The organism is Rhodopila sp., from assembly GCF_035548095.1.
Lineage (GTDB): Bacteria > Pseudomonadota > Alphaproteobacteria > Acetobacterales > Acetobacteraceae > Rhodopila.
Window position 1 is genome coordinate 23730 of the sequence record NZ_DASZUV010000018.1, and the last position, 24919, is coordinate 48648.

Genomic DNA, 24919 nt, shown 5'->3' on the forward strand with positions numbered 1-24919 from the left:
GTCAGGACTCATTGCCGGGACCTCGCGACAGCGTATCCAGCACCGCCATGCGCACGGCGACGCCCATCTCCACCTGCTCCCGGATCAGGCTGCGCCGCGGATCGTCGGCGACGGCGCTGTCGATCTCCACGCCTCGGTTCATTGGGCCGGGGTGCATCACCAGCGCATCCGGCTTGGCCAGCGCGAGCTTTTGATGATCCAGCCCGTGGAAGCGGAAATACTCCCGCGCGCTGGGCACCAGGCCGCGCGCCATCCGCTCCCGCTGCAGGCGCAGCATCATGACGATGTCGGCCCCGGCGAGCCCCGCCGCCATGTCGTGAAAGACGGTCACCCCCATCTCGGCTACGTCGGCCGGGATCAGCGTGGGCGGACCGACCACGCGCACCGCGTTGCCCATGGTGGTCAGCAGATGGATGTTGGAGCGGGCGACGCGGGAATGCGTGATATCGCCGCAGATCGCCACCGTCAGTCCGCCGATCCGGCCCTTGTGCCGCTTGATGGTCAGCGCATCCAGCAGCGCCTGGGTGGGATGTTCATGCGTGCCGTCCCCGGCATTGATCACCGCCGCGTCGACGATCTTCGACAGCAGGTTCGGCGCCCCGGACTGGTCATGCCGCACCACCAGCAGGTCGCAATGCATGGCGTTCAGCGTCGTCGCCGTATCGATCAGCGTCTCGCCCTTGTTCACCGACGATGTGGACACCGACATGTTGATCACATCCGCGCCCAGCCGCTTGCCCGCCAGCTCGAAGCTGGTGCGGGTGCGGGTGCTGTCCTCGAAGAACAGGTTGATCAGGGTCCGCCCGCGCAACAGGTCACGCTGTGTCTTGCCGGACCGGTTCAACAGCACGTAGCTCTCGGCCAGGTCGAGCAAATGGGCGATCTCGGGCGGCTCCAGCCCTTCGATCGCGAGAAGATGTTTTTGGCGGTAGAACACGCGGCCTCGTTGCAGCATGCGCCGGCGGGCGTCAACCTGGGTGGAGCAAAGCTGGCATGACCGCTTCACCCACCGGGCGTGGCGGGGCATAGACCGGACATGACCGACACCACCGACCGCCAGCTCGCCGATCAATATGAGGCCTATCCCTACCCGCGCCGCGATCCGCGTGATGAGGCGCGGCGGCTGATCGTCGGCAGCCCGAGCCATCTGGTGGAAGTGGATCATTGGGTGTTCGGGGCGACGCGGCCGGCGACGGCGCCACTGCGGGCGCTGGTGGCCGGCGGTGGCACCGGCGACGCAACCGTCATGCTGGCGACGCAGATGGCACGCGCCGGGCGGCCGGGCGGCGTCACCTGGCTGGACCGCTCCGCCGCCGCCCTGCGCATCGCGCGGGAGCGCGCGGCGGCGCGCGGGCTGACCAATATCGTGTGGGAGCAGCGCTCGATCCTGGACCTGCCGGGATCGGGGCTGGGGCCGTTCGACTATATCGATTGCTGCGGCGTGCTGCACCATATGCCCGACCCGGCGGCGGGGTTGCGAGCGCTGCTGTCGGTGCTGGCGCCGGGCGGCGGGCTGGGGCTGATGGTCTACGCGCCGCACGGCCGCACCGGCGTCTACATGGTGCAGGACGCGCTGCGCATGCTGGCCCCCGCCGACCTGCCGCCCGCCCGCCGGCTGGACGTCGCGCGGCGGGTGATGCGCCACCTGCCGGACACGCAATGGCTGAGGCACAACCGCAATTTCGACGATCACATCAACGGCGGTGATGCCGGGCTGTACGACCTGCTGTTGAACCCGCGCGACCAGGCGTTCAGCGTGCCGGCGCTGGACGCCCTGCTGCGCGACGCGGGGCTGGAGGTCACTTGCTGGGTTGAGCCGCTGCGCTACGATCCGGTGCCGCTGCTGCCGGACCCGAAGCTGCGGGCGCTGTTGACCGGCATGACATCGACCCAACGCGCCGCGCTGGCCGAATCCCTCGCCGGCAACATGGCGGTCCACATCGTCTATTGCGTTCGCGCCGGCGAAGCGCCGCGCCGAGCGGATCCTTTCGCGCCGGATGCCGTGCCGATCACCCGGGAATGGACCAGCGATGATTTCGCCAAGGCAATCGGTCCGGACGGCGCGCTGATCATCAACCTGGACGGCCTGCGCATTCCGGTGGCCCTGCCGCCCCTGGCGCTGGCGATCCTGCGGCTGGTGGACGGCCAGCGGACGGTCGCCCAGATCGGCGCCGTACTGGCGGAGCGCGGCATCAAGCCGGACGCGTTCGACCGCGCGTGGCGCCAGACCTTCACCGCCTTGGAGCGCGTCAACCGGCTGCTGCTGGCCGCTCCCACCGCCGGGTAGGCACGGCGCTGGAGCGACCGGGCACCGCGACGCTGCCTTTCATGGTCTCTCCCGGCGTCGTCTCTCCCGGCGTCGGGCAATCCAAGGCCGCCGCTTGCAGCGGCCCGCTGCGCGGCAAGGGCCTTGAGTTGCCCACGCCGGGAGATTCCTGCTCGGCATGCGTTCGACGGTGGCGTGTGCGTCCGGCGGCCCGGACAAGGGAGCATCCTGTTGCCACGGCCCTTGTGCACGATCACGTTCCAGTCAGCATCGCCGGCGGGAATGCCCCGGACGGCGCGGCGGGCTAGGCTGCGCCCTGCTCAGCAGGGGAGGCTTCAGACATGATCGAACTCGTCATCGACCAGCGCCGCCGTGACCTCGGCGGTTTCGAAGTGGGCCGCGTCCTGCCTTATGCCAGGCGCCGCATGGTCGGACCGTTCGTATTCTTCGATCACATGGGCCCCGCCGCGTTCGCCGCCGGCCTGCCGCGCAGCGTCGATGTCCGGCCGCATCCGCATATCGGCCTGTCCACCATCACCTACCTGTTCGAGGGCGAGATCATGCACCGCGACAGCGTCGGCTCCGTCCAGCCGATCCGGGCGGGCGAGGTGAACTGGATGACCGCCGGCCGCGGCATCACGCATTCCGAACGGTTCGAGCGCGCTCGGCTGCAAGGCGACACCTTGCATGGCATCCAGTCCTGGGTGGCCCTGCCGGAGGCGGATGAGGAAGCGGAGCCGGCCTTCTCCCACTATGCGATGGAAGACCAGCCGGCGTTCCAGCAAGGCGGCGCGACCGCTCGTCTCGTGGCCGGAACGATCTTCGGTCGGACCGCGAAGGCCAAGACCCATTCGCCGATGTTCTACCTGCACTGGGCACTGCCAACCGGCTCGACCGCGGAACTGCCGGCGGACTACCCGGAGCGGGCGGTCTATGTCGCGGCCGGCGCGGTCGAGGCAGCAGGAGAGACCTACGGGGCCGGCAAGATGCTGATCTTCGCGCCGGGCGGCGCCGTCGGACTGCGCGCCGTGGCGCCGTCGATCGTGATGGCGCTGGGTGGCGAACCGCTGGGCGAGCGCTTCGTCGAATGGAACTTCGTGGCGTCGTCACGCGAGCGGATCGAGCAGGCCAAGGCCGACTGGCGGGCCGGCCGCATGAAGCTGCCGGACCACGACAATCAGGAGTTCATTCCGCTTCCGGCGGAAGCGGGCTGATCATGACCCAGGGAATCATGACTAGGGGGATGGGTCCAGGGCCGAAGCCCCTGGACCCATAGGCTATGCCACCGTGATCCGGGTGAAATCCACGAACCAGCTTTGCACCGGAACGAAGCCGCGCACCTGCTTGCTCATGGCACGTGGGTTCAGGTCGTGCACGATGAACAGCCAGGCCGCCTCATCGATCACCTTGCCATGCGCCTTGGCCAGCAGCCTTGTCTGCTCCGCCTCGTCGAACGTGGCCTGCGCCTGCTTCAGCAGATCGGTGATCTCCGCGTTATCGAAATGACCCCAGTTGTAGTTGGTGGGGGAGAAACTGTCCCGAGCGTAATAACGGAACATCGTCGAGGGATCGACGGAGCTGAGGCTGATATTGATCCCCTGCACCCCGTGCGATTGCGGCGCGCCGGGCAGGCTGCGGATCGCCACCAGCATGGTGCCCCATTCGACCACGTCGAAGTCGACCTGCATCCCGACCGCGGCGAAGTTCTGCTGCAGGAACTCGTTCATCGGGATCGGCAGCATCTGTCCCGATCCTGACGTGGAGATCATGATCTTCGCCTTGGCCGGCTTGTCCGGACCATAGCCAGCCTCGGCCAGCAGCGCCTTCGCCTTGGCCGGATCGTAGCCGTATTTCTGCACCGGATCGCCGAAGAACGCGTTGCCCGGTGGATACAGACCCACCGCCGGCTTGGCGATGCCGTTCAGCAGGTGGCACAGCCCCTCGCGATCGATCGCGTAGTTCACCGCCTGGCGGACGCGGACGTCCTTGAAGATCGAGCCTTCCTCGGTGTTCAGCACGTACGGCCAGGTATGCGGATAAGGCCAGGTGGTGACGGTGAAGCCCGCCTGCTTCAGCGACGGGATGGAGTCGGGTGCCGGCACCTCGATCCAGTCCACCTGGCCGGAACGCAGCGCGGCGATGCGCGTCGTCGCCTCCGCCATCGGCATCACCACCAGCTTGTCCAGCTTGGGGATGCGGTCCCTGTCCCAGTACTCCTCGTTGCGGACCATCTCGATATACTGGCCCGGCACGACGCGGGTGATCTTGAACGGTCCGGTGCCGGACGGCTTCTTGCCGAACTCCGCCCAGCTTTTGCCCACCGCCTGCCACTGCGTCGGGCTCACCATCAGCACGCGGGTCAGCAGCCAGGGCAGGAAGCTGAACGGATATTTCGTGGTGATGGCGATCGTCGTGTCGTCCACCTTCTCATACTTGTCGACCATCGACACCGCCGCGCGCACGATCGGCGCCGACGTGGCATCGTATTGCGGCGACTTGTCGTCGTAGATCCGCCCCAGATTGAAGATCACCGCGTCGGCGTTGAAATCGGAGCCGTCATGGAACTTCACCCCCTGCCGGACGGTGAAGATCCAGCGCAGCGGATGAGACGGATCCGGCTTCCATCCGGTGAACAGGCCCGGGGTGATGTTGGCCGGCTTGTCCGGATCGTGCAGCAGGTCCCAGTTCACCAGGGCGTCATAGGGAATGTATCCAAGGAAACGGTATCCTTCGAAACCGTTATTCGGGATGCCATGCGCGCTAGGCAGGTCGGCGGCGGTCATGGCGATGCGCAGGGTGCCGCCGCCGGCGGCGCCGGCGGATGCCACCGGCATGGCGGGCGCCGCGGCGGCGACTGCCGCCCCGGCCAAAAACTGACGTCGTTCCATATAGAATCCTCAGGCCATCGTGATCTGTGTGAAGTCCTGGTACCAGGACTGGGCGGGCTTGAACCCGGTTACCTTCTTGGACAGCCCCCGCGGGTTGAGGTCATGGACGATGAACAGCCATGCGGCCTCATCGACGATGATCTCATGTGCCTTGGCCAGCATCTTGCCTGATTCGGCGGGATCGAAGGTTTCCTGCGCCTTGCGCAGCAGCGCCGTCGCCTCCTTGTTGTCCCAGTGGCCCCAGTTGTAGTTGATGGGCGAGAAACTATCGGCCGAGTAGTAGCGGAACATCGACGACGGGTCGGTGAAGCTGAGGCTGATATTGATACCCTGCACGCCGTGCGAGGCCTGGGCCTTCGGGTCGCTGCGCACGGCGACCAGCATGGTGCCCCATTCGACGACGTCGAAATCGATGTCCATGCCGACCGCCTTGAAGTTCTGCTGCATGAACTCGTTCATCGGGATCGGCATCATCTGCCCCGACCCCGAGGTGGAGATCATGATCTTCGCCTTCATCGGCTTGTTCGGTCCATAGCCGGCCGCGGCCAGCAGCGCCTTGGCCTTTTCGGGATCGTATTTGTATTTCTGACTCGGGTTGCCGAACAGCGGATCGCCTGGCGGATACAGGCCGACCGCGGGCTTGGCGCTGCCGTTCAGCATCTGGCACAGGCCCTCGCGATCGATCGCGTAATTCAGCGCCTGGCGGACACGCACATCCTTGAACGGGGAATCATCCAGCGTGTTCAGCAGATAGGGATAGGTATGCGGATAGGGCCAGAGGCTGATTTGGAAACCGGCGGCCTTCAACGAGGGATGCGAGTCCGGTGGCGGCACCTCGATCCAGTCCACCTGGCCGGAGCGCAACGCGGCGACGCGGGTGGTCGATTCCGGCATCGGGTAGACGATCATCTTCTCCAGCTTGGGGATGCGCGTCTTGTCCCAGTACTCCTCATTGCGCGACATCTCGGCGTACTGGCCCGGCACCACCTTGGTGATCCTGAACGGGCCGGTGCCGGAGGGTTTCCTGGCGTATTCCGCCCAGCTCTTTCCCACGGCGGCCCATTGTGCCGGGCTGACGACCAGGATGCGGGTCAGCAGCCAGGGCAGGAAGCTGAACGGATATTTCGTCGTGATGACGATCGTCTTGTCGTCCAGCTTCTCATAGCTGTCGACCATCGACACCGTCGCCTTCACGATCGGCGCGGCGGTGGGATCATATTGCGGCGACTTGTCGTTATAGATCCGGTCGAACGTGAAGATCACCGCATCCGCATTGAAATCGGACCCGTCATGAAACCTTACGCCCTGGCGTACCTGGCAGATCCAGCGCAGCGGGTTCGCTCTGTCGGGTTCCCAGGCGGTGAACAGGCCGGGCGTAATCCCGGCCAGCTCATTCGGATGGGTGAAATCGAAGTTGATGACGGAATCATAGGCGGGGTAGCCCAGGAACCGGAAGCCCTCACCGCCATTGTTCGGGATGCCGTGCGTCGTCGGCAGGTCCGCCGCCGTCATGCCGATGCGCAGCACTTGCGGTGTCGCCGCCACGGCCGGCACGGTGGGCAGCGCGGCCGCAGCACCCGCGGCCGACGCCAGAAGTCCCCGCCTCGTCAGTTCCATGCAGCGCCTCGCCCGTTGTCGATACCCGGCGATGCGCTGCAAGGCCTATGCCACCAGCTTCGTCGCCGGTGCGGCCTCCAGCATGGCAACCATCGCGTCGGTGGCGATCACGTCGCAGAATGTGTGCGCCATCGCCGACAGGGTGGCGTTGTGTTCCTGGTCGTTGAACGTGGCGTTGCCATCCGCGACGAAGAACACCTTGTAGTTCAGCATCATCGCATCACGGGCGGTCGATTCGCAGCATACCTGCGTCGCGGTCCCTGTGATGATGAGCGTATCGACACCGCGCCCTGACAGAATAGCGTGCAGGTCGGATGATCCGGGCGCAAAGGCACCGAAGCGCGATTTGCGAACGATCAGGTCCTGCGGCAGCACCTCCAACGCGGGCCACAGCTTGTGCATGTCGGCGCCGGGTGTGAACGCCTCGATCATCGCGGCCCGCCGGGCGGGGGAGCAGAAATGATCGAGATAGGTGGTCCAGGTGCGGATGGCCTCGGCGTCCAGCGTGTTCTGAATGTAGGTCACAAGGCCGCCGGTGGCGCGCAGCGCGGCGCTGATCCGGTTGACGTTGGGCACGATCTCCCGCGCCGTGGCGATCTCGCAGATCGCGCCGGGCGCCATGAAGCCGTTCTGCAGGTCGACCACGACATGGGCTGTCCGGGTCGGGTCGATGGTGTCGAAGACGCGCAGGCCGCCGCGCCGTTCGGTCACGCGGGCGATCACGTGCGGATTGATAGAAGACAGATGCATCGAGGCACTCCCGTTGCCTTTAAAATGTTCAATACCAACAAGGCGACTGTACAATCAGGCGTATATTTACTCAATAGCTCATAAAAGTGCCATTTTTGAGGAACGCTGCCACCACATTGGCCGTTTCCCCAGGCCAGACGCAAACCCGCCGACGATGGAGGCAGAATACCGGCACGACGGCGTGCTGCGTCGACCCAGTGCGGTACGTCCGCTGGTTGGCCGGGGCGGTTGGCCGGGGCGGTTGGCCGCGATGTTGCATTGCAGCGCATGGGTGCCACGCACCCTTCCGGTCCCTCGGCATTCGGAGAATCCCGAACGCATGCTTCTGTTTGTCGTACGACGCCTGCTGCAGGCGATCCCCATCCTCCTTGGCGTGTCCCTCGTGGTGTTCGGCCTGGTTCACATCGTTCCCGGCGATCCGATCGACATGCTGATGCCGCCCGAGGCCTCGCCCGAGGTCATCGCGCAAATGAAAGCCGCGTTCGGCTTCGACAAGCCGCTCTATATGCAATACCTGCTGTGGCTGTCGCGCGCGCTGCGCGGTGATTTCGGCCTGTCCGTGTTCAACGCCACCCCGGTCTGGGGCCAGTTGATCACCGCGCTGGGCAACACCTTCATCCTGGCCATCCTGGCGGCGCTGCTTGGCTTCATCCTGGGCGTCGCATTCGGCCTGCTATCGGCGCTGAACCACGGACGGTGGCCGGACAAGCTGTTCTCGGCCATCGCGACCGTGGGCGTGTCGCTGCCGCACTACTGGTGCGCCATCGTCCTGGTGATGTTCTTCTCCGTGCTGCACGACTGGCTGCCGGCGCAGGGCATGGGCGACGACTCGGTGGCGATCTGGCACCGCCTGGACTACCTGGTCCTGCCGGTCGTCACCCTGTCGCTGATCCCGATGGGGGTCATCGGCCGCCTGGTCCGTGCCACCGTGCTGGATATCCTGGGTCAGGACTTCGTGGGCGCGCTATCGGCCAAGGGACTGACCCGCTGGCCGGTGATCCGCCACATCTGCAAGAACGCGGCCCCGCCGGTGCTGGCGCTGATGGGATTGCAGTTCGGCTATCTGCTCGGCGGATCGATCCTGGTCGAGACCGTGTTCAACTGGCCGGGCTCCGGCAACCTGCTGAACCTCGCGATCTTCCGGCGCGACATCCCGGTGCTGCAGGCGACCATCCTGGTCCTGGCCACCTTCTTCGTCATCCTGAACCTGCTGGTGGACATCGCCCAGGCCGCCATCGACCCGAGGATCCGCCGATGACCGCAATCGCTCAAGGCCTGCACGGGCAGGACGGGCACGCGCCGTCCCAGCTGGAGACCCAGATCACCGTCACGGTGCCGGAGATGCCGGCCGGCGGTGCCGCGCCCGGCTACTGGAAATCGGTCGGCCAGCGCCTGCTGCGCGACAAGGTGACCATCGTGGTGACCCTGATCATCCTGGGCATCCTGTTCATCACCCTGGGCGCGCCGCTGGTCACCGGCCATGATCCCTATGCCGGCAGCATCATGGCGCGGCTGAAGCCGATCGGCACGCCCGGCCACTGGCTGGGCACCGATGAAACCGGCCGCGATCTGTGGACCCGTCTGTGCTATGGCGGACGCATGTCGCTGCTGGCGGCGATCCTGCCGGTGACCATCTCGCTGGTGATCGGCGGCTTCCTCGGCATCCTGGCCGGCTATGCCGGCGGCTACCTGGGCACGCTGATCATGCGCACGATGGACGTGTTCTATGCCTTCCCCTCCATCCTGCTGGCGATCGCCATCTGCGGCCTGCTGGGCAACGGGCTGGTGAATTCCATCATCGCGCTGGCCGTGGTGTTCATCCCGCCGATGGTGCGCGTCGCCGAGACCGTGACCAGCCAGGCGCGCCACCTGGACTTCGTGGAGGCGGCCAGAGCCTCCGGCACCACCACATTGCAGATCATCCGCCACCACGTCCTGGCGAACGTGCTGGGGCCGATCCTGGTCTACGCCACCAGCCTGATCAGCGTGTCGATCATCCTGTCCGCCGGCCTGTCCTTCCTGGGCCTTGGCGTGACACCGCCGACGCCGGAATGGGGGCTGATGCTGAACTCATTGCGGCAGGCGATCTATGTGCAGCCCTACGTGGCCGCTCTGCCCGGCCTGATGATCTTCCTCACCTCGATGTCCTTCAACCTCATGAGCGACGGCTTCCGCAGCGCCATGGATGTAAGGCTGAACAAATGAATGCCGCATTGCAGACCGATCTCGATCCGCGCGACCGCGGCGGCCCGGCGCAGCCGCTGCTGCTGGTCGATTCCCTGCGGAAACATTTCCCCGTGCGCGGCGGCATCCTGAATCGCCAGGTGGCGACCGTGCAGGCCGTCGATGACGTATCGTTCTCGGTCCAGAAGGGCGAGACGCTGGGCATCGTCGGCGAATCCGGCTGCGGCAAGTCCACCACAGCACGGCTGCTGATGCGCCTGATGGAGCCGGATGCCGGCGAGGTGGTCTTCGACGGCGATCCGGTGGGCGCGCGCCGCGGCATCCCGGTCAGCGAGATGCGCCGGCAGATGCAGATGGTGTTCCAGGACAGCTATACGTCGCTGAACCCGCGCATGACGATGGTGGAGAGCATCGCCTACGCGCCGCGCATGCACGGCCTCGGCCGGCGGGAGGCATATGACCGGGCGGAGCGGCTGCTCGGCCGCGTCGGACTCAACCCGCGCCAGTTCGCCCGGCGATACCCGCACGAAATGTCGGGCGGGCAGCGTCAGCGCGTGAACATTGCCCGGGCATTGGCGCTGGAGCCCCGGCTGGTGATCCTGGATGAGGCGGTGGCCGCGCTGGACAAGTCGGTGGAAGCCCAGGTGCTGAACCTGCTGGAGGAGCTGAAGCAGAGCCTGAACCTCACCTACCTGTTCATCAGCCACGACCTGAACGTCGTCGAATACATGAGCGACCGTGTCATGGTGATGTATCTGGGCCGGGTGGTGGAATCCGGGCCGGTGGCGTCGATCTACCGCCATCCGCGACATCCCTATACACGCGCCCTGTTCGCCTCCAAGCCGACCTTGGATCCGGATCGCCGCACGACCGAGATGCCGCTGACCGGCGATCCGCCGAACCCGATCAATCCGCCCTCGGGATGCCGCTTCCGCACCCGCTGCGCCTTTGCCCAGCCGCGCTGCGCCGAACAGGTGCCGATGCTCGGCGCCCCGCTGGCCGGCGATGCACCGCCCAGCCATATCGTCGCCTGCCATATCCCCGAGGCGCAGGCGCCGATGCGTCACACGATCGAGGTGGGACATGCCTGACGGTACAATGATGGGGCCGGTCTTGCGGGTCGAGGACCTGACGGTCCGCTTCGTCCGCCGCGATACCGACGTGGCGGCGGTCAACGGCGTGAATTTCGCGCTGAATGCCGGCGAGACGCTGACCATCCTGGGCGAGTCGGGATCAGGCAAGAGCGTCAGCCTGAAAGCGATGATGGGCCTGCTGCCGGCATACGCGAAGCTCTCCGGCAAGATCTGGCTGAACGGGCAGGAGATGCTCAGCCGCAGTGAGGCCGAGCTGGCAAGGATGCGCGGCGGCGCGATCTCCATGATCTTCCAGGAACCGATGGCGGCGCTGGATCCGGTCTATACGATCGGCGAGCAGATCGCCGAAACCATCGTGCAGCATGAGGGCTGCAGCCGCGATGCCGCCTGGAAGCGGGCGCTGGACCGGCTGGAGCAGGTGAAGATCCCCTCCGCCGCCCGCCGGCTGAAGAATTTTCCCCATGAAATGTCCGGCGGCATGCGCCAGCGGGCGATGATCGCGCTGGCGCTGGCCTGCTCGCCCTCGGTGTTGCTGGCGGATGAGCCGACCACGGCGCTGGACGTGACGGTGCAGATCCAGATTCTGCTCTTGCTGCGGCAGTTGCAGCAGGAGCTGGGCATGGCGATCGTCTTCGTCACCCATGATGTCGGTGCCGCCGCGGAGATCTCGGACCGGGTCGCGGTGATGTATGCCGGCCGTTTGGTGGAAACCGGCACAACGCGGGAGGTGATGAAGCATCCGATGCACCCGTACACCAGGGGGCTGCTGGCCTCCACGGTGCATGGCGGGGTGCGCGGCCACCGGCTGGAGACGATCCCCGGCAGCCCCCCCAACCTGGCCTGCCTCCCGCCGGGCTGCGCCTTCGCGCCGCGCTGCCGCCATGCGGTCGAAGCCTGCCGCCGGGAGGAGATTCCGGCCGTCGCCACCGAAAGCGGCGCGATGGCACGGTGTCTGCGCGTGCAGGCGCTGGTGCCGGCGTGAGCGGCCGGGGGCTTGGCGCCCCCGCCCCGTTCAGTCGCGCCCTTGGCGCGCCCTTGGTCGGTCGCACCCTTGTTCGGTCGCACCCTTGTTCGGCCGCGCGCTTGTTCGACAAGCACCGCGGCTGGTGATTTGAGTGAAACGGCGCCGTCCCGGCGCCCGTGGGAAGGAGGTCGCCAATCATGACAAGACAAGAGTTCGACGCCCTGTTCGACAAGGCGGGCCTGCCGCTGAACGAGGCCCAGAAGGCGGAGCTGTTCTCCGTCTATCCGCTGCTGCAGGCGATGCTCGCCAAGACCCATCCCGCCATGCCGCGTGAGGCGGAAATGTCCGTGACGTTCAATTCCGAGGTGCAATGATGAGCGGATTCCCCACCATCGCCGAGGCGGCCGGACAGATCGCAGCCAGGAAGCTCTCGCCGGTCGAGCTGACCAAGGCCTGCCTGGACCGTATCGGCAGGCTGGACGGCACGCTGCACAGTTTCCTGCTGGTGACCGAGGAGCGCGCCATGGCCGACGCCAGGGCCGCCGAGGCGCGCATGATGTCCGGCAGCCTGAAGGGCAGGCTGGACGGCATCCCGATCGGCCACAAGGACATCTACAACACCGCCGGTATCCGCACGACGGCCCATTCCAGGCTGCTGGAGAACAATGTGCCCGCGGAGGATTCCGTCGTGGTGAGGAAATGGGCGGATGCCGGCACCGTCATGATGGGCAAGCTGGCGACGCATGAATTCGCCATTGGCGGCCCGTCCTTCGACCTGCCGTGGCCGCCTGCGCGCAACCCCTGGAACCCGGACCATTTCACCGCCGGTTCCTCCTCCGGCACCGGTGCCGCCGTCGCCGCCGGCCTGGTGCTGGGCGGCACCGGTTCCGACACCGGCGGCTCGATCCGCGGCCCGTCCGCCTTGTGCGGCCTGGCCGGCATCAAGCCCACCTATGGCCTGTGCAGCCGCCGCGGCGTGCTGCCGCTCTCCAACACGCTGGACCATACCGGTCCGATGACCTGGACGGTGGAGGACTGCGCGCTGCTGCTGCAGGCGATGGCCGGCCACGACCCGCTGGACCCCGCCAGCGCCAACCGCCCGGTCGCCGACTTCTCCGCCGGCATCGGCAAGGGCGTGAAGGGCCTGCGTATCGGCGTGATCCGGCACTTCCATGAAGAGGACAATCCCGCCAGCCCCGCCACGCTCAAGGGGATCGAAGGCGCGCTGGACTTCTTCCGCGCGTCCGGCGCCGAGGTTCGCGACGTGCAACTGTCCTCGATGATGGACTACAACGCCGCGGGCTGGGTGATCCTGACGGCCGAGGCGTATACGATCCACGAACCCTGGTTCAAGACGCGCTTCAACGACTATGGCGAATTGCTGCGTGACCGGCTGGCACTGGCGGCGACGCTGTCGGCCTCGGACTATGTCCAGGCAACACGGCGGCGGCGGGAATTGTGCCTGGAGATGAAGGCGGCGATGGCGGATCTGGACCTGCTGGTCACCGCGGCGGCGCCCGGTGAGGCGGCGAAGATCACCGAGGTGCCGAAATGGCTGATGCTGCAGAAGCCGAACTTCACCATGCCGTTCAACATCACCGGCCTGCCGGCGATGAGCGTGTGCAGTGGATATGGCGAGGGGGGGCTGCCGGTCAGCATCCAGATCATCGGCAAGCCGTTCCAGGAAGCCACCGTCTTCCAGGCCGGCCACGCCTATGAGACGGCGCATGACTGGCGGTCGAAGCGGCCGGCTCTCGCCGCCTGAGCCTTGCCCAAGCCTTGCCTGAGCCCGGGCGGCATCGCCTTCGTCGTCTGATGCCCAGGCGAGGGTGATGCCAACCGCCGCACTGTTACCCCCGTCATGGCGGGCGCAGGCCCGCCATCCCCGTCTTTGCCGACAAGGCGCAGACCAACGGGCGCAGACCAATGGGCGCAGACCTATGGCGGGGCGTCGCGGCCCAGCGGCAGCGGCTGCTCGCCCAGCAGATCGCGCAGGATCACATCCCGCGTTTCCTCCAGGTCCAGCGCGTTGCGTTCCAGCATCGGCGCGGCGTCCTGCAGGATCGTGTCGACGTCCTGCATGACCTTCATGCGCTTGAACAGATCAGGCCGATGCAGCCCCATGCTCTCCCCCACCAGCTCGAGGAAGTTCACCACGGCGAAGGGCCAGTCCCGCTCATGCGCACAGAGCTCCCGGTGACAGGCATGATAGATGCCGGCAAGCGTATCCACACCCGCCATGGCGGCATCTTCCAATTGCTGGCGGTGGACGTCCTGCTTGAAGGCGGGCAGCGGAGACAGCTTGTTGCACATATAACCAATCGGCGGCTGCCGAAGATCGACGAAATCCAGGCCCGGAATGGCCCGCAGGATGGCCTGTGCCGCTTCCGGCACGCCGGCGTTACCGGGATGCTCATGCAATCCCACCCGCTTTTCCACGCGGTGGCGCAGCAGCGGCCGCAGATCATCCAGACGCTCCGCCAGAAAGCGCACGAACGGCGTCATCGCCAGGTCCAGCCCGGCGGCGGGCGCCACGATCTCGGTCAACTGAATCTGGCAGGTCGGACACCAGGACAGCGCTCGGGGCGCCGCGCTGGCCAGGCGATCGATGGTCCGGCTCGCCACCCGACCGGAGGTGGAGACATCCCCTGCCCCGAATTGCAGCACGCCGCAGCAGGCCGAGGGGCCGCCGATCACGCGGTAGCCGACACCCATCGCTTCCAGGATGTCCAGCGCCAGCAACACGATATGCGGCGTCTTCATCACGTTGCAGCCGGTATAGAACACCACCTCGGGCGCCGTGGAATCCGGTTCCTCATCGTCCGGCCGGAACCGTGCCAGCGTCTCGGGGGGCAGTTGCAGGCGCGACAGCACCCGCACGCCCTTGGTCATGGCGCCGAACCGGTCGAACCCGGCCTTGCGCCGCGCGGAAGGGGTCAGACCGCCCTGCCGGGACAGCCGTGCCAGGGCCAGCATCAGCCGGGGATTCACGCCGTGGCGGCAGACGGGGATGCAGTGTCCGCTGCCGGAGCAGATACTCGCCCAGCGCGCGGCCGCCTCATCCATGCCGCCCCGCAGCAAGGTCAGCACACCCGCGGTCAGCGCAGCGGGCTCGACAGCGCCGATCCCGCCCGGCGCGGGCATCGGGCAGGCCTCGGCACAGGCGCCGCAGGCAACACACTGATTGAGAATATCCGCGGCTCTGCCCTGCAAGGCAGCTTCCAGGCTGACGGCATCCATGCGGCAGTCCTCCTGCGCGGAGTGTGCGCCCTGCACGCGGCAAAGGGAAGGGACGCGATGCTGCGGCGGTAAGACGCCGTACGGTCCAGTGCCCGGCGAAGCGGGCTCCGAGCCGGGATCAGGTCAGTCTATTCCGGGTCCGGTTCGTACGGCGCGTCGGACTCCTCGGCCGCGTCATCCGCGCCGTCGCCGTCAACGGCGTCGGGTTCCTCGCCCTCACCCGCGTCCTCCGCTTCCGACGCGGCCGTCTCCTCCGCTCCGGTGTCCCGGCCGCCGCCGGTCAGCAATCTCGCGAACCATTCCGCGCGGCCCAATGCCTGGTCCACGGCGGCCATCGTCTGGGTCAGGTCCTCGGTGTCATCCCGTTCCCAGGTCCGCAGACCCCATAGCCAGACGGCCACCAGCCCCTTGACCAACAGGTCGCCCCGCAAGCCGGCTGCCGGTACGCCCGCCGCCTGCAGCAGCCAGCGCATCGAGGTGCGGGTGGCGCAGTTCAGCAGCAGTGCGGTCGGCGGATCGAGCGGCAGGGCCCGCATCAGCGCCTTGATGCCGTCACGCTGCGCGTTCAGCGCATCGAAACGCCGCATCAGCAGGTCGAACAGCCGGTCTCGCACCGGGCCTTCGTCCGGCGCGTCGGTCAGCGCGAACTGATCCGCCATCTGCCCGAAGCGCACCAGGATATGGCCGCGGGTCGGAAACCGCGTGCGTGCCTCGGTCAGCGGCAAGCCCGCTTCCCGGCAGGCGGCAACCACCGATACGCGGGTCCAACCATCCCGTGCCGCCAGACGGAAGGCGGCGGCAATCAGGGCGGAATCGAAGTCGGCATCGCTCATGCCGGCAACATAGGCGCTCGGCGCGCCCGCTCAACCGGCAAGTTCGCGTGACCGCCGCGTTGCCGCGGCAATCGCCTCGGACACGGTGCGCGGCCAGGCCTCCGGCGCCATCATCACCGACAACGCCGCCGCGGTGGTGCCGCCGGGACTGGTGACGGCCACGCGCAAGGCCGACGCGTCCTCGGGGCTGGCGGCGAGCAGCGCACCGGATCCGGAGACGGTCCGCCGTGCCAGCAGCCGCGCCAGCTCGGCGGGGATGCCTTGTTCGATCGCGGCCTTCTCCATCAATTCGGCCAGCAGGAAGACATAGGCGGGACCGGAGCCGGATACGGCGGTCACCGGATCCAGCAACCCTTCCTGATCCACCCAGGCGACGGCACCGATCGCCTGCAGCAGGCGATCGCACAAGTCACGCTGCGGCCGGGTCACGGTTGCGCTGGGACAGGCCACGGTGACGCCCTGGCGCACCGCCGCCGGCGTGTTGGGCATCGCCCGCACGATGGGTGCGCGCGTTCCCAGCAGCGCGGCCATGCCGTCGATGGTGCGGCCGGCCATGATGGACAGGAATACGGACCCGACGGCGAAGCGCTGATAGGCGGGCAGGGTCGCGGCGGCGTTCTGCGGCTTCACCGCCAGCACGACCGCGGCGGGGGCAAAGCCGGCGGGCACCCGCGCCATGTCGGCCACCACCGTCATGTCCGGTCCGGCAAAGGACGCGGCGGCCGGCGAAGGGTCGACGGCATAGGACGGCGCCAATCCCTGCTCCCGCCAGCCGGACAGCATCGCGCCGCCCATCCGGCCGCAGCCGACCAGCAGGATGGGCGGAATGGCGCCCAGTGATGATGATGTGCCTGACATGCCGTTCCTCCCGTCTTTGGCCGGATGCTCGGACCATGCCGCGCGGGCCGCCGTCAAGCCATCGGCGCCGGCGCCCGGCGGGGAGACCGTCCGGCGGGGAGACCGTCCGGCGGGAAGAACGTCCGGCGGGAAGGCCGTGAAGCCAGGACCCGCCGGACAAAAAGAAGGGGCTTTCGCCCCCGCTTCCTGCCGAACCCGCTGTGCTCCTTCCGTTATGCTTCCCCCCGGTCATGCTTCCCCTTGGCAGTCCAGCATTGCCGCCGCCAGGGCCTGTTGCGGCGTCTTGCCGCCCCACAGGACGAACTGAAAGGCCGGGAAGAACCGCTCGCATTCGGTCAGGGCGATGTCGACCATGTCCTCCAGGCTCTCCGTGGAAGCACCCGGGGCGCCGCGCAGCAGCACCGCGTGGCGGTAGACCGGCATGCCGTCATCGGTTTCCAGGCCGAAATGGCCGAGCCACAGCTTCTCGTTGGCCAGGGCGAGCAGTTCATACAGCGCGGCCCGTTGCTTTTCCGGCACCTTCATGTCGAAGGCGCAGGTGAAGTGCATCACGCTGATCTCGTGGGACCAGTTGAAATACAAGCCGTAATCGCACCAGTTGCCCGGTGCCTCCGCCGCCATTTCGGATTCACTGCGGCGGTCGAACTCCCATTCGTTCGCGGCGATGATCTGCTCCATGATGTCCAAGGGATTGGCGGCTACGTCGTGGGACGTTGAAAGCGATGCCGACATGCGGGGTCTCCCGTCACAAGGAAGGCCGAGCGTGGCCGCCGGCCGTGGGTCGAGGTGACAGCGAAACGTCGATTCGCCCATGGCTGGCCACAAAAACGAGCCTATTCATGTGTCGGCATACCCTGCAAGGGGCAACTCCCGCGGGCTGTGCGTGACATTTTGCCTGTCCGGACCGTGATCGCGACAGGGACGCCGGCATCACGAGCCGGCGGCGGCGTACCGGATCCCCGTCAGTCCGCCTCGTCGGGCGCCGGTTCCTCGCGCGCGGCGGCTTCAAGGGCGGCGACGCGCGACTCGAGGGCGGCGAGACGGACGGTCAGGGCGGTCACCGCGGCCTCGGCCGTTTCCTGGCCGGCGCGGGCATTCGCCGCCAGGTCCTTGACCGCGTCCAGCTCCTCTCGTCGGACCAGGTCCAGGCGCAGGATCAGGTCGTCCAGCCGCGCCTTGGCCATCGCCTCGACTTCCTCGCGCATGCCGGCCAGCGCCGAGATCGCCCCGCCGGCCACGCCGGCGAAGTCGCTGAAAAACCGCGGACGGTCACTCATTGCTCACACACTCCTCCTGCCGGGCGGCGGCAGCTCGGGGCCGAACCGGCTTTCGCCCCCGGGTCCCGCCCCGTATATAGCGCGTCCATGATCCTGATAACTGGCGGAGCCGGCTTCATCGGCTCGATTCTGCAGGCCGGGCTGGCGAAGCGCGGGCTGGAGACCGTCGTGGCTGACCATCTGGGCAGCGAAGGCAAGTGGCGCAACCTGGCCAAGCACCCGCCTGTCCGAGTCGTCCCGCCAGCGGAACTGGACGCATTCCTGGAGTCCCATCCGCCGCTGGAGATGGTGTTTCACCTCGGCGCGGTCAGCGAGACCACCGCCGTGGACGGCGATCACACCTGGGCGACGAATGTGGAACTCAGCCGCCGCATCTGGGAATGGTGCGGCGCGCGGAAGGTGCGGATGGTCTATGCTTCCTCGGCCGCGACCTACGGCGACGGCACGCAGGGATTCGACGATGATCCCTCACCGGAAGCGCTGGAGCGGCTGCGGCCGCTGAACCTGTATGGCTGGACCAAGCATGCCTTCGACCTGCTGGTGACCAGGCGCCTGATCAGGCAGCGGGAGCAGCCGCCGCAATGGGCGGGATTGAAGTTCTTCAACGTCTACGGCCCGAACGAGTACCACAAGGGCCGGATGATCTCGGTCGTGAAGGTGAAATACGACGAGGTCGCGGGCGGGGGAGCGGCCAAGCTGTTCAAGTCCGACCAGCCGGGCCTGGCCGACGGGGCGCAGGCGCGCGACTTCATCTGGGTCGGCGACGTGGTCGACGTGATGCTGTGGCTGTTGGACACGCCCGCCGTCAGCGGCTTGTTCAACCTGGGCACCGGTCGGGCGCGCACCTATCTGGACCTGGCGCATGCCGTCTGCGACGCCGCCGGCAAGCCGCGCAATGTCGAGTTCATCGACATGCCGAAGTCCTTGCAGGGCCAGTACCAATCCTTCACCCAGGCTCCGATGGAGCGGCTGCGCGCCGCCGGCTATGCGGGGCAGTTCACGCCGTTGGAGGAAGGCATCCGCCGCTACGTACAGGACCATCTGGCCGCCGCCGACCACTTCCTATGATTCCAGTCCTGCTGTTTCCGCAGTTCGATCCTGTCGTTATCCAGGTCGGGCCGCTCGCCATCCGGTGGTATGCGCTCGCCTATATCGCCGGCCTGTTGATCGGCTGGCGGCTGCTGCGCCGGCTCGTGCAATGGAGACCGGCGGTCGCGACTCCCGAACAGGTTGACGATTTCCTGACCTGGGCGGTGCTGGGCGTCGTGCTGGGCGGGCGGTTCGGCTATGTGCTGTTCTACCAGCCGTCGGTCTATCTCGCGCATCCGCTGCAGATTTTTGCGGTCTGGGAAGGCGGCATGAGTTTCCATGGCGGCATGCTGGGCGTGGCCATCGCGACCGCCGTTTTCTGCTACCGCAACGCGATCTCCTTCCTGGGCTTCGCCGACCGGGTCGGCATCGTCGCGCCGATCGGGCTGGGGCTGGGGCGGATCGCCAATTTCATCAACGGCGAGCTATGGGGCAGGCCGGCACCGGACTGGCTGCCATGGGCGATGATCTTTCCTCGCGGCGGCATGGTCCCCCGCCACCCCAGCCAGATCTACCAGGCATTGCTGGAAGGCCTGCTGCTGCTCACGGTAATGGTGGTGTTCTCGCGCCGTGACGCGGTCCGGGCCCGGTTCGGCATGCTGACCGGCATATTCCTGTGCGGCTATGCCGTCGCCCGCATCACCGGGGAGATGTTCCGTGAACCGGATGCCTTCCTGGGTTTCCTGGCCTTCGGCACCACGATGGGCCAGCTGTTGTGCATCCCCATGCTGATCGCCGGCATCTGGCTGATCCTCCGCGCCAGGCCGGCGGCACCCCGGCCCAGCACATGATCGCCGAACGCCTGGACCAGTTCATGGCGCGGGCGAACGCCATCTACTATGCCAGCCACGATCCGTTCGCCGACTTCACCACCGCCCCCGAGGTCAGTCAGGTCTTCGGCGAATTGCTGGGCCTGTGGGCCGCGATCGCCTGGGACCGCGTCGGCCGTCCCGATCCGGTGCTGCTGGTCGAGGCCGGACCCGGGCGTGGCACGCTGATGGCGGATGCGCTGCGGGCGGTCGCGCGAGCGCAGCCCGATTTCGCCGCCGCGGCGCAGGTGCATCTGATCGAGACATCCCCGCGCCTGCGCGCGGCCCAGGCCGCGCGGCTGCAACAGGCCGCGCCGAAGCAAGTGACATGGCACCAGGCGCTGTCCGAGTTGCCGGACGGGCCGATGATCCTGCTGGCGAACGAGTTCCTGGACGCCCTGCCGATCCGCCAGTTCGTGCGCCGCGGGACCGGCTGGGCGGAACGCTATGTCGGCAACGGTGCATGGGTCGAGGAACCGGTCGTCCCGCCGGCCTTGCCGCCGCTGCGCTCTGTCGCCGAAGGCCGGATCGTCGAGATCAACGAACCCGCCAGGGCCTTCGCCGCCGTTGCCGCCGCCAGGCTGCGCACGTTCGGCGGCGTGGCGCTGTTCATCGACTATGGCGCGGATGCCGGGGCGCGGACAGAGGCGCCGGGGGACACGCTGCAGGCCATCGCGGACGGGCGGATGGTCAATCCGCTATCCGCCGCGGGCAGCGCGGACCTGACGGCGCATGTCGATTTCGCCGACCTGGCCCGAGCTGCGGCCGCTGCCGGAGCGGCGGTGCAAGGTCCGGTGACGCAGCGGCGTTTTCTGCTGCAACTCGGCGCGCGGGAACGCACCGAGCGGCTGGCGGCGAGCGCCCCGCCGCACCAGGCCGAGACCCTGCGCGGCGGCCTGGCACGGCTGATCGATGCCGCCCAGATGGGCACGCTGTTCAAGGTCATGGCCCTGACGGCACCGCACTGTCCGGCATTGCCCGGGCTGGCGGAGGACTGACCCGCCCCTGACGCCGTTTTTCGCCGCCCGCGGCCGGCCCTGCCGTCCGCGCTGGCTGCCGTGTCCGCCTGTGTGCAGGGCGGATCATGATCGGCCAACGGTACACCGTCCCCGCCCGGAATCCTCGCCCAGATCCCCGCCCGGTCCTCCGGCCCCGGCCCGGCGGTGCCGCGGCAATTCATCGCGGGCGCGTCGGCATGCGCACCCGGGCCGGCCCTCGATACGGCGGCCACCCGACCGACGACCACCTGTTGCCGACCGGCGTTGCCACGGGCGCCGGCGGCGCGGCTGCAGGCGTCGACCATGAACGTGACCCTGCGCGGGGAAGCCCACGCCTTCGCCTGATCGCTCCATCGCTCCCCTGCTCCATCGCTCCCCTTGCGCGGATGCCGGCTTGCGCCACACTGGCGGCAAGCCGGCCCATGCCGGCGAGACAACGGGGTCGCGCCGCGAGTCGCGCCGATGCCGGGCAATCCAGAAGCCCAGGGAAAGAGGTAGGGGAAACGGACATGAAGGTCGGATTTATCGGCGTCGGCAACATGGGCGGCCCGATGTGCCGGAACATCATCCGCAACACGAACCATGAGGTCGTGGTGTTCGATCTCAGCCCCGACGCGGTGAAGGCATGCACCGAGCTGGGGGCCAGCGCCGGCACCTCGGTCGCCGATGTGGCATCCCGCTGCGATGTCGTCATCACGTCGCTGCCGATCCCCAAGGTCGTCGAGGAGGTGACACTCGGCCCCAATGGCATCGCCGCCTCCGCCAAGCCCGGCACGACGTTCATCGATCTGTCGACGAATTCGCCCGCCACGGCGCGACGCGTGCACGAAGGCATGCAGGCGAAGGGGATTCAGATGCTGGAGGCACCTGTCTCCGGCGGTACCGTGCGCGCCGCCGACGGGACGATCGTCATCATGGTCGGCGGCGATGCCAAGGTGTTCGAGCAGCAATTGCCGCTGCTGAAATCCTTCAGCGGCGACGTGGTGCATGTGGGCGAGATCGGCATGGGCTCGACAGCCAAGCTGATCAACAACATGCTGGCCTTCTGCAACGCCGCCGCCGCGGCCGAGGCACTGATGATCGGCAAGCGCTCCGGCATCGACCTGAGGAAGCTGGACGCGGTGATCCGCAATGCCAGCGGCATGTCGGCCGGCTATGCCAACCTGGCGACGAAGGTGCTGGCGGGGAACTTTGCCCCGACTTTCGCGCTGGATCTGGCACACAAGGATATGCGACTGGCATTGGAGATGGCGGATGAGCTGGGCGTGCCCGGCCTGATCGCGCCCCAGGTCATGAGCCTGATGCGCATGGCCCGCGGCATGGGCCTGGGTGGCGATGACTCCGCGTCCGTCATGCGGGTGTATGAAGCAGCGTTGCAGGAGCAGGTTCGCGCCGAAGCCAAGGCCTGAGCCAGGACCGCGCGGGCGCCTGGTCCGCCAACGTCGCGAAAGGGACTTGTCACCACCCGTGGCGATCGGGCACGGAAGGTTCGGTAATACCCATATGCAAGACCAGCTTCATATCCTCGTGGTCGAGGACGACCCCCTGGTGTCCGAGGTCATCTCGGCCGCCTTGGAAGACCGGTTCGCCACCACCGTGGTGGTGACCGCGGCCGAGGCCATGCAGGTGCTGAAGGACCGCGCGACACGGCTTGTGCTGCTGGACTGCACCCTGCCCGGCGGGCTGGATCCGGCCTTGCTGCCCGCAGCGGATGAGCTGGGCATCCCGGTCGTGCTGATGTCCGGTGACCACCAGCGCATCGAGCAGGTGGGCGGCACGCCGCGTCCCTTCATGCTCAAGCCGTTCACACTCGACGGATTGCTGGAGATCGTCGAACAGGTGCTGGGCCTGCGGTAGCGCCACCGACGCGGCGTCCGCCTGTCGCCAGCCCGCCGCCATGACGGCGCGGGCCGCGAACACGGAAGACGTGGCATCGAGGCCGCTCGACCTCACGCTTGATGTCAGGCCGAGCGGCCGGAGCGGGCCGGCCTCAGCGCGCCTGCGGCTTCCCGGCGCTGGACACCGCCGCCGGGCCGGTTGCCGGTGCACCGGAAGCCGGCCCAGCGGTCACCGGTGCTGCTGCCGGTCCAACGGCGGCCGGTCCAACAGCAGCCGGTCCAACGGCGGCCGGCTTGTCAGCGGGTTTCGCGGCGCCGCCGTCCTCCTTGTTCGGATCGTGGCCCGACTGGCGGCGGATGACGTTGTAGACGCCGCCCGACGCCTCCGAGGCGACCACGCCCGCCACGTCACCCCAATAATGGTCGAGCGTCCCGGCCGGAATATTGTTCAACTGGACGACCTTGCCGCGCTCATCGCCGTCGGGGACCGTGACGCTCCAGATGATTTCCACCCGCTGCTGCCGGTTCGGGATCGGCACCACGTTGACGGTCCCCTGGACGATGAAATCCGCCCCGGTGGCCGTGTTGAGCACGACCGGTCCCAGCGCCGCCAGCCTGGTGCGCATCTGCCGGGTCAGCGACACGTTCCCGTCGCCCGGCGCGCCGGTCACATCCTTGATCAGCACCCGCGCCGGCCGGTTGTACAGGCTGTTCGGGTCCGCCATGTCATGCGTGATGCGGATGCTGGTCAGGACCGCCCCGATGCGCGGCGCCGCTTCGGCGGCAACGTTCCTGAACAGGGCCGCGTCCGGATGCGCCCATTGCGCCACCGGCACCGGCTCTCCGACCGCGCTCCCCTTCTCCTTGCCGTCGGCGTCCAGGATGGTGAACACGGGGAGGATCTGATTCCCCTTGTCCTGGGCGGAGATGATGACCCGCCAATCCCCCTTCTTCGGCTCGCGCACGATCGCCGGCACCTCCGACCCCTGCAGCGCCACGGCCACCTGCTGCGCCAGTTGCTGGCTGGCGGCGTCCGGCAGCAGGGTGTCGCTGCCCGGCGGCACGGCCAGGGTGGCGGTCGGCGGCTGTGCGAGGCGCCGCGCGGTGGCGCCTGGATTGCCGATGAACGGTTCCGGCAGATCGCCGCAGGCGGACAGGGCCAGGCACGCCGTCATCGCCAGACAGGCCGCGAACCGGAGTCGGATGCGAGTCGCCATCATCGTGCGCCTTCAAGCAGATAGAGCGGCGGATCGATAGAGGGGATCGGCCGGCCAGGCAGGACACGGCCGAAGCCAGCCTCGCCTCATGCCGTCCGGATCACCGAGATCTGGTGACCGATGGGCCCGGCCTTGGCCAGGGTACGGCGGCGGTGACTGAAGAACCGATCCTCCTGCGCCAGGGTGTCATGGCCGGTCACCGCGACGCGGCCGACGCCGGCGGCGCGCAGACGGGCGGCGCAATAGCCCGGCAGGTCGAACTGCCAGCGTTCCGGCCGCCGCCCCGGCGCGAAGAACACCGCATCCGCCGCCGAACGCGTCAGCACGGCATCCCGCAGATCGGCCGCGACCTCATAGGATGGCTGGGCGATGCACGGCCCGACCACCGCCGCGATCGCTCCGGTCCGCGCGCCCAGCGCGACCATGGCGGCGACGGTCGCCTCCAGCACGCCGCCGACGGCGCCGCGCCAGCCGGCATGCGCGGCGCCCACGATGTTGCTCTCGGCATCGGCAAACAGCACCGGCGCGCAGTCCGCGGTGATGATGCCCAAGGCGATCCCCGGCCGATCCGTCACCATCGCATCCGCTTTCGAGCCCGCGCCTTCCGGCCAGGGCTCCGACACGGTGACGACCGCCGTCCCGTGTACCTGCGTCAACCCGACCAGGCGGTTCGGCTCGACTCCCATGGCGCGCGCCACGAGCGCCCTGTTGCGCCGCACCGCGTCCGGATCGTCCGGGCTGGACAGGCTGCAGTTCAGGCTGGCGAAGGCCCCGGTGGACACGCCGCCACGGCGGGTGAAGAAGCCATGCGGCACGCCCAGCACATCATGGGTCACGGCATCGGTCATCGGCGAATCGGCTCCCTGGCGTGAGATGCTGATCTGTCCGGGTCATGCCCTCCCGGTCAATCGGACCACCGCCCGGCGATGCGATAAGGCCGATGCGATAAGTCTGCGGCGGTGCAGCGCGCCTGTGATAGAGTACCGGCAGAGGGGGA

General features: G+C 67.8%; 24 protein-coding genes. 13 read left to right on the forward strand and 11 right to left on the reverse strand.

Going from position 1 to position 24919, the window contains the following annotated elements:
- Window position 1: 1 nt before the first annotated feature.
- On the reverse strand, window positions 2-955 hold the full coding sequence (locus VHC04_RS13755) for an aspartate carbamoyltransferase catalytic subunit (RefSeq protein ID WP_349255089.1): 954 nt from the start codon (window positions 953-955) through the stop codon (window positions 2-4).
- 81 nt (window positions 956-1036) lie between these two features.
- Here VHC04_RS13755 and VHC04_RS13760 point away from each other — a divergent pair, with 81 nt between their 5' ends.
- Both VHC04_RS13760 and VHC04_RS13765 read left to right on the forward strand, forming a co-directional pair.
- Window positions 1037-2287, forward strand: a complete 1251-nt coding sequence (locus VHC04_RS13760; RefSeq protein ID WP_325682147.1) for a methyltransferase — start codon at window positions 1037-1039, stop codon at window positions 2285-2287.
- Between the two features lie 320 nt (window positions 2288-2607).
- The gene (locus VHC04_RS13765) at window positions 2608-3480 is read left to right on the forward strand and encodes a pirin family protein (RefSeq protein WP_325682149.1); all 873 of its coding nucleotides are present in this window, start codon (window positions 2608-2610) and stop codon (window positions 3478-3480) included.
- 63 nt (window positions 3481-3543) lie between these two features.
- Here the strand turns inward: VHC04_RS13765 and VHC04_RS13770 are convergent, their stop codons facing one another.
- Genes VHC04_RS13770 through VHC04_RS13780 form a run of 3 tightly spaced genes read right to left on the reverse strand, consistent with a single transcriptional unit; the run spans window position 3544 to window position 7521 of the window.
- A complete protein-coding gene (locus VHC04_RS13770) occupies window positions 3544-5154 on the reverse strand; it encodes an ABC transporter substrate-binding protein (RefSeq protein WP_325682151.1) in 1611 nt (536 codons plus the stop codon).
- 9 nt (window positions 5155-5163) lie between these two features.
- On the reverse strand, window positions 5164-6771 hold the full coding sequence (locus VHC04_RS13775; protein ID WP_325682153.1) for an ABC transporter substrate-binding protein: 1608 nt from the start codon (window positions 6769-6771) through the stop codon (window positions 5164-5166).
- Between the two features lie 45 nt (window positions 6772-6816).
- The gene (locus tag VHC04_RS13780) at window positions 6817-7521 is read right to left on the reverse strand and encodes an isochorismatase family cysteine hydrolase (protein WP_325682155.1); all 705 of its coding nucleotides are present in this window, start codon (window positions 7519-7521) and stop codon (window positions 6817-6819) included.
- 319 nt (window positions 7522-7840) lie between these two features.
- On the opposite strand from VHC04_RS13780, the gene VHC04_RS13785 reads away from it, so the two are divergent.
- The 6 genes from VHC04_RS13785 (at window position 7841) to VHC04_RS13810 (ending at window position 13528) form a co-directional block, all read left to right on the forward strand.
- Complete coding sequence (locus tag VHC04_RS13785; protein ID WP_325682157.1) at window positions 7841-8779, forward strand: ABC transporter permease; 939 nt, start codon at window positions 7841-7843, stop codon at window positions 8777-8779.
- Complete coding sequence (locus tag VHC04_RS13790) at window positions 8776-9726, forward strand: ABC transporter permease (RefSeq protein WP_325682159.1); 951 nt, start codon at window positions 8776-8778, stop codon at window positions 9724-9726. Before VHC04_RS13785 ends, VHC04_RS13790 begins: the two co-directional genes overlap by 4 nt.
- Complete coding sequence (locus VHC04_RS13795) at window positions 9723-10796, forward strand: ABC transporter ATP-binding protein (RefSeq protein ID WP_325682161.1); 1074 nt, start codon at window positions 9723-9725, stop codon at window positions 10794-10796. The genes VHC04_RS13790 and VHC04_RS13795 overlap by 4 nt, the downstream gene beginning before the upstream one ends.
- Complete coding sequence (locus tag VHC04_RS13800; protein ID WP_325682163.1) at window positions 10789-11781, forward strand: ABC transporter ATP-binding protein; 993 nt, start codon at window positions 10789-10791, stop codon at window positions 11779-11781. Before VHC04_RS13795 ends, VHC04_RS13800 begins: the two co-directional genes overlap by 8 nt.
- Before the next feature lie 179 nt (window positions 11782-11960).
- Window positions 11961-12137 (forward strand): hypothetical protein, encoded by a 177-nt coding sequence (locus VHC04_RS13805; protein ID WP_325682165.1) that lies wholly within the window; start codon window positions 11961-11963, stop codon window positions 12135-12137.
- On the forward strand, window positions 12137-13528 hold the full coding sequence (locus VHC04_RS13810; RefSeq protein ID WP_325682167.1) for an amidase: 1392 nt from the start codon (window positions 12137-12139) through the stop codon (window positions 13526-13528). Before VHC04_RS13805 ends, VHC04_RS13810 begins: the two co-directional genes overlap by 1 nt.
- A gap of 173 nt (window positions 13529-13701) precedes the next feature.
- On the opposite strand, the gene VHC04_RS13815 is transcribed toward VHC04_RS13810, so the two are convergent.
- The 5 genes from VHC04_RS13815 to VHC04_RS13835 all read right to left on the reverse strand — a co-directional run bounded on the left by VHC04_RS13815 (window position 13702) and on the right by VHC04_RS13835 (window position 17971).
- On the reverse strand, window positions 13702-15003 hold the full coding sequence (locus VHC04_RS13815) for a (Fe-S)-binding protein (RefSeq protein ID WP_325682169.1): 1302 nt from the start codon (window positions 15001-15003) through the stop codon (window positions 13702-13704).
- 128 nt (window positions 15004-15131) lie between these two features.
- A complete protein-coding gene (locus VHC04_RS13820; protein WP_325682171.1) occupies window positions 15132-15836 on the reverse strand; it encodes a TetR family transcriptional regulator in 705 nt (234 codons plus the stop codon).
- Between the two features lie 30 nt (window positions 15837-15866).
- Complete coding sequence (gene proC / locus VHC04_RS13825; RefSeq protein WP_325682173.1) at window positions 15867-16694, reverse strand: pyrroline-5-carboxylate reductase; 828 nt, start codon at window positions 16692-16694, stop codon at window positions 15867-15869.
- Between the two features lie 228 nt (window positions 16695-16922).
- Window positions 16923-17426: a YbjN domain-containing protein gene (locus VHC04_RS13830; protein ID WP_325682175.1), complete on the reverse strand. Its 504-nt coding sequence runs from the start codon at window positions 17424-17426 to the stop codon at window positions 16923-16925.
- A 230-nt stretch (window positions 17427-17656) separates the two neighbouring features.
- Window positions 17657-17971 carry an accessory factor UbiK family protein gene (locus VHC04_RS13835; RefSeq protein ID WP_325682177.1) on the reverse strand — a complete coding sequence of 105 codons (315 nt, stop codon included), beginning with the start codon at window positions 17969-17971 and terminating at the stop codon, window positions 17657-17659.
- An 87-nt stretch (window positions 17972-18058) separates the two neighbouring features.
- On the opposite strand from VHC04_RS13835, the gene rfaD reads away from it, so the two are divergent.
- The 5 genes from rfaD (at window position 18059) to VHC04_RS13860 (ending at window position 22724) form a co-directional block, all read left to right on the forward strand.
- Window positions 18059-19039: an ADP-glyceromanno-heptose 6-epimerase gene (rfaD, locus tag VHC04_RS13840; RefSeq protein WP_325682179.1), complete on the forward strand. Its 981-nt coding sequence runs from the start codon at window positions 18059-18061 to the stop codon at window positions 19037-19039.
- A complete protein-coding gene (gene lgt / locus VHC04_RS13845; RefSeq protein ID WP_325682181.1) occupies window positions 19036-19851 on the forward strand; it encodes a prolipoprotein diacylglyceryl transferase in 816 nt (271 codons plus the stop codon). Before rfaD ends, lgt begins: the two co-directional genes overlap by 4 nt.
- Window positions 19848-20867 carry a class I SAM-dependent methyltransferase gene (locus tag VHC04_RS13850; RefSeq protein WP_325682183.1) on the forward strand — a complete coding sequence of 340 codons (1020 nt, stop codon included), beginning with the start codon at window positions 19848-19850 and terminating at the stop codon, window positions 20865-20867. Before lgt ends, VHC04_RS13850 begins: the two co-directional genes overlap by 4 nt.
- 509 nt (window positions 20868-21376) lie before the next feature.
- On the forward strand, window positions 21377-22276 hold the full coding sequence (locus VHC04_RS13855) for an NAD(P)-dependent oxidoreductase (protein ID WP_325682185.1): 900 nt from the start codon (window positions 21377-21379) through the stop codon (window positions 22274-22276).
- Between the two features lie 94 nt (window positions 22277-22370).
- Complete coding sequence (locus VHC04_RS13860) at window positions 22371-22724, forward strand: response regulator (RefSeq protein WP_325682187.1); 354 nt, start codon at window positions 22371-22373, stop codon at window positions 22722-22724.
- 133 nt (window positions 22725-22857) lie between these two features.
- On the opposite strand, the gene VHC04_RS13865 is transcribed toward VHC04_RS13860, so the two are convergent.
- Window positions 22858-23922: a hypothetical protein gene (locus VHC04_RS13865; RefSeq protein ID WP_325682189.1), complete on the reverse strand. Its 1065-nt coding sequence runs from the start codon at window positions 23920-23922 to the stop codon at window positions 22858-22860.
- Between the two features lie 86 nt (window positions 23923-24008).
- Window positions 24009-24770 (reverse strand): peptidoglycan editing factor PgeF, encoded by a 762-nt coding sequence (gene pgeF / locus VHC04_RS13870; protein WP_325682191.1) that lies wholly within the window; start codon window positions 24768-24770, stop codon window positions 24009-24011.
- Window positions 24771-24919: the final 149 nt, after the last annotated feature.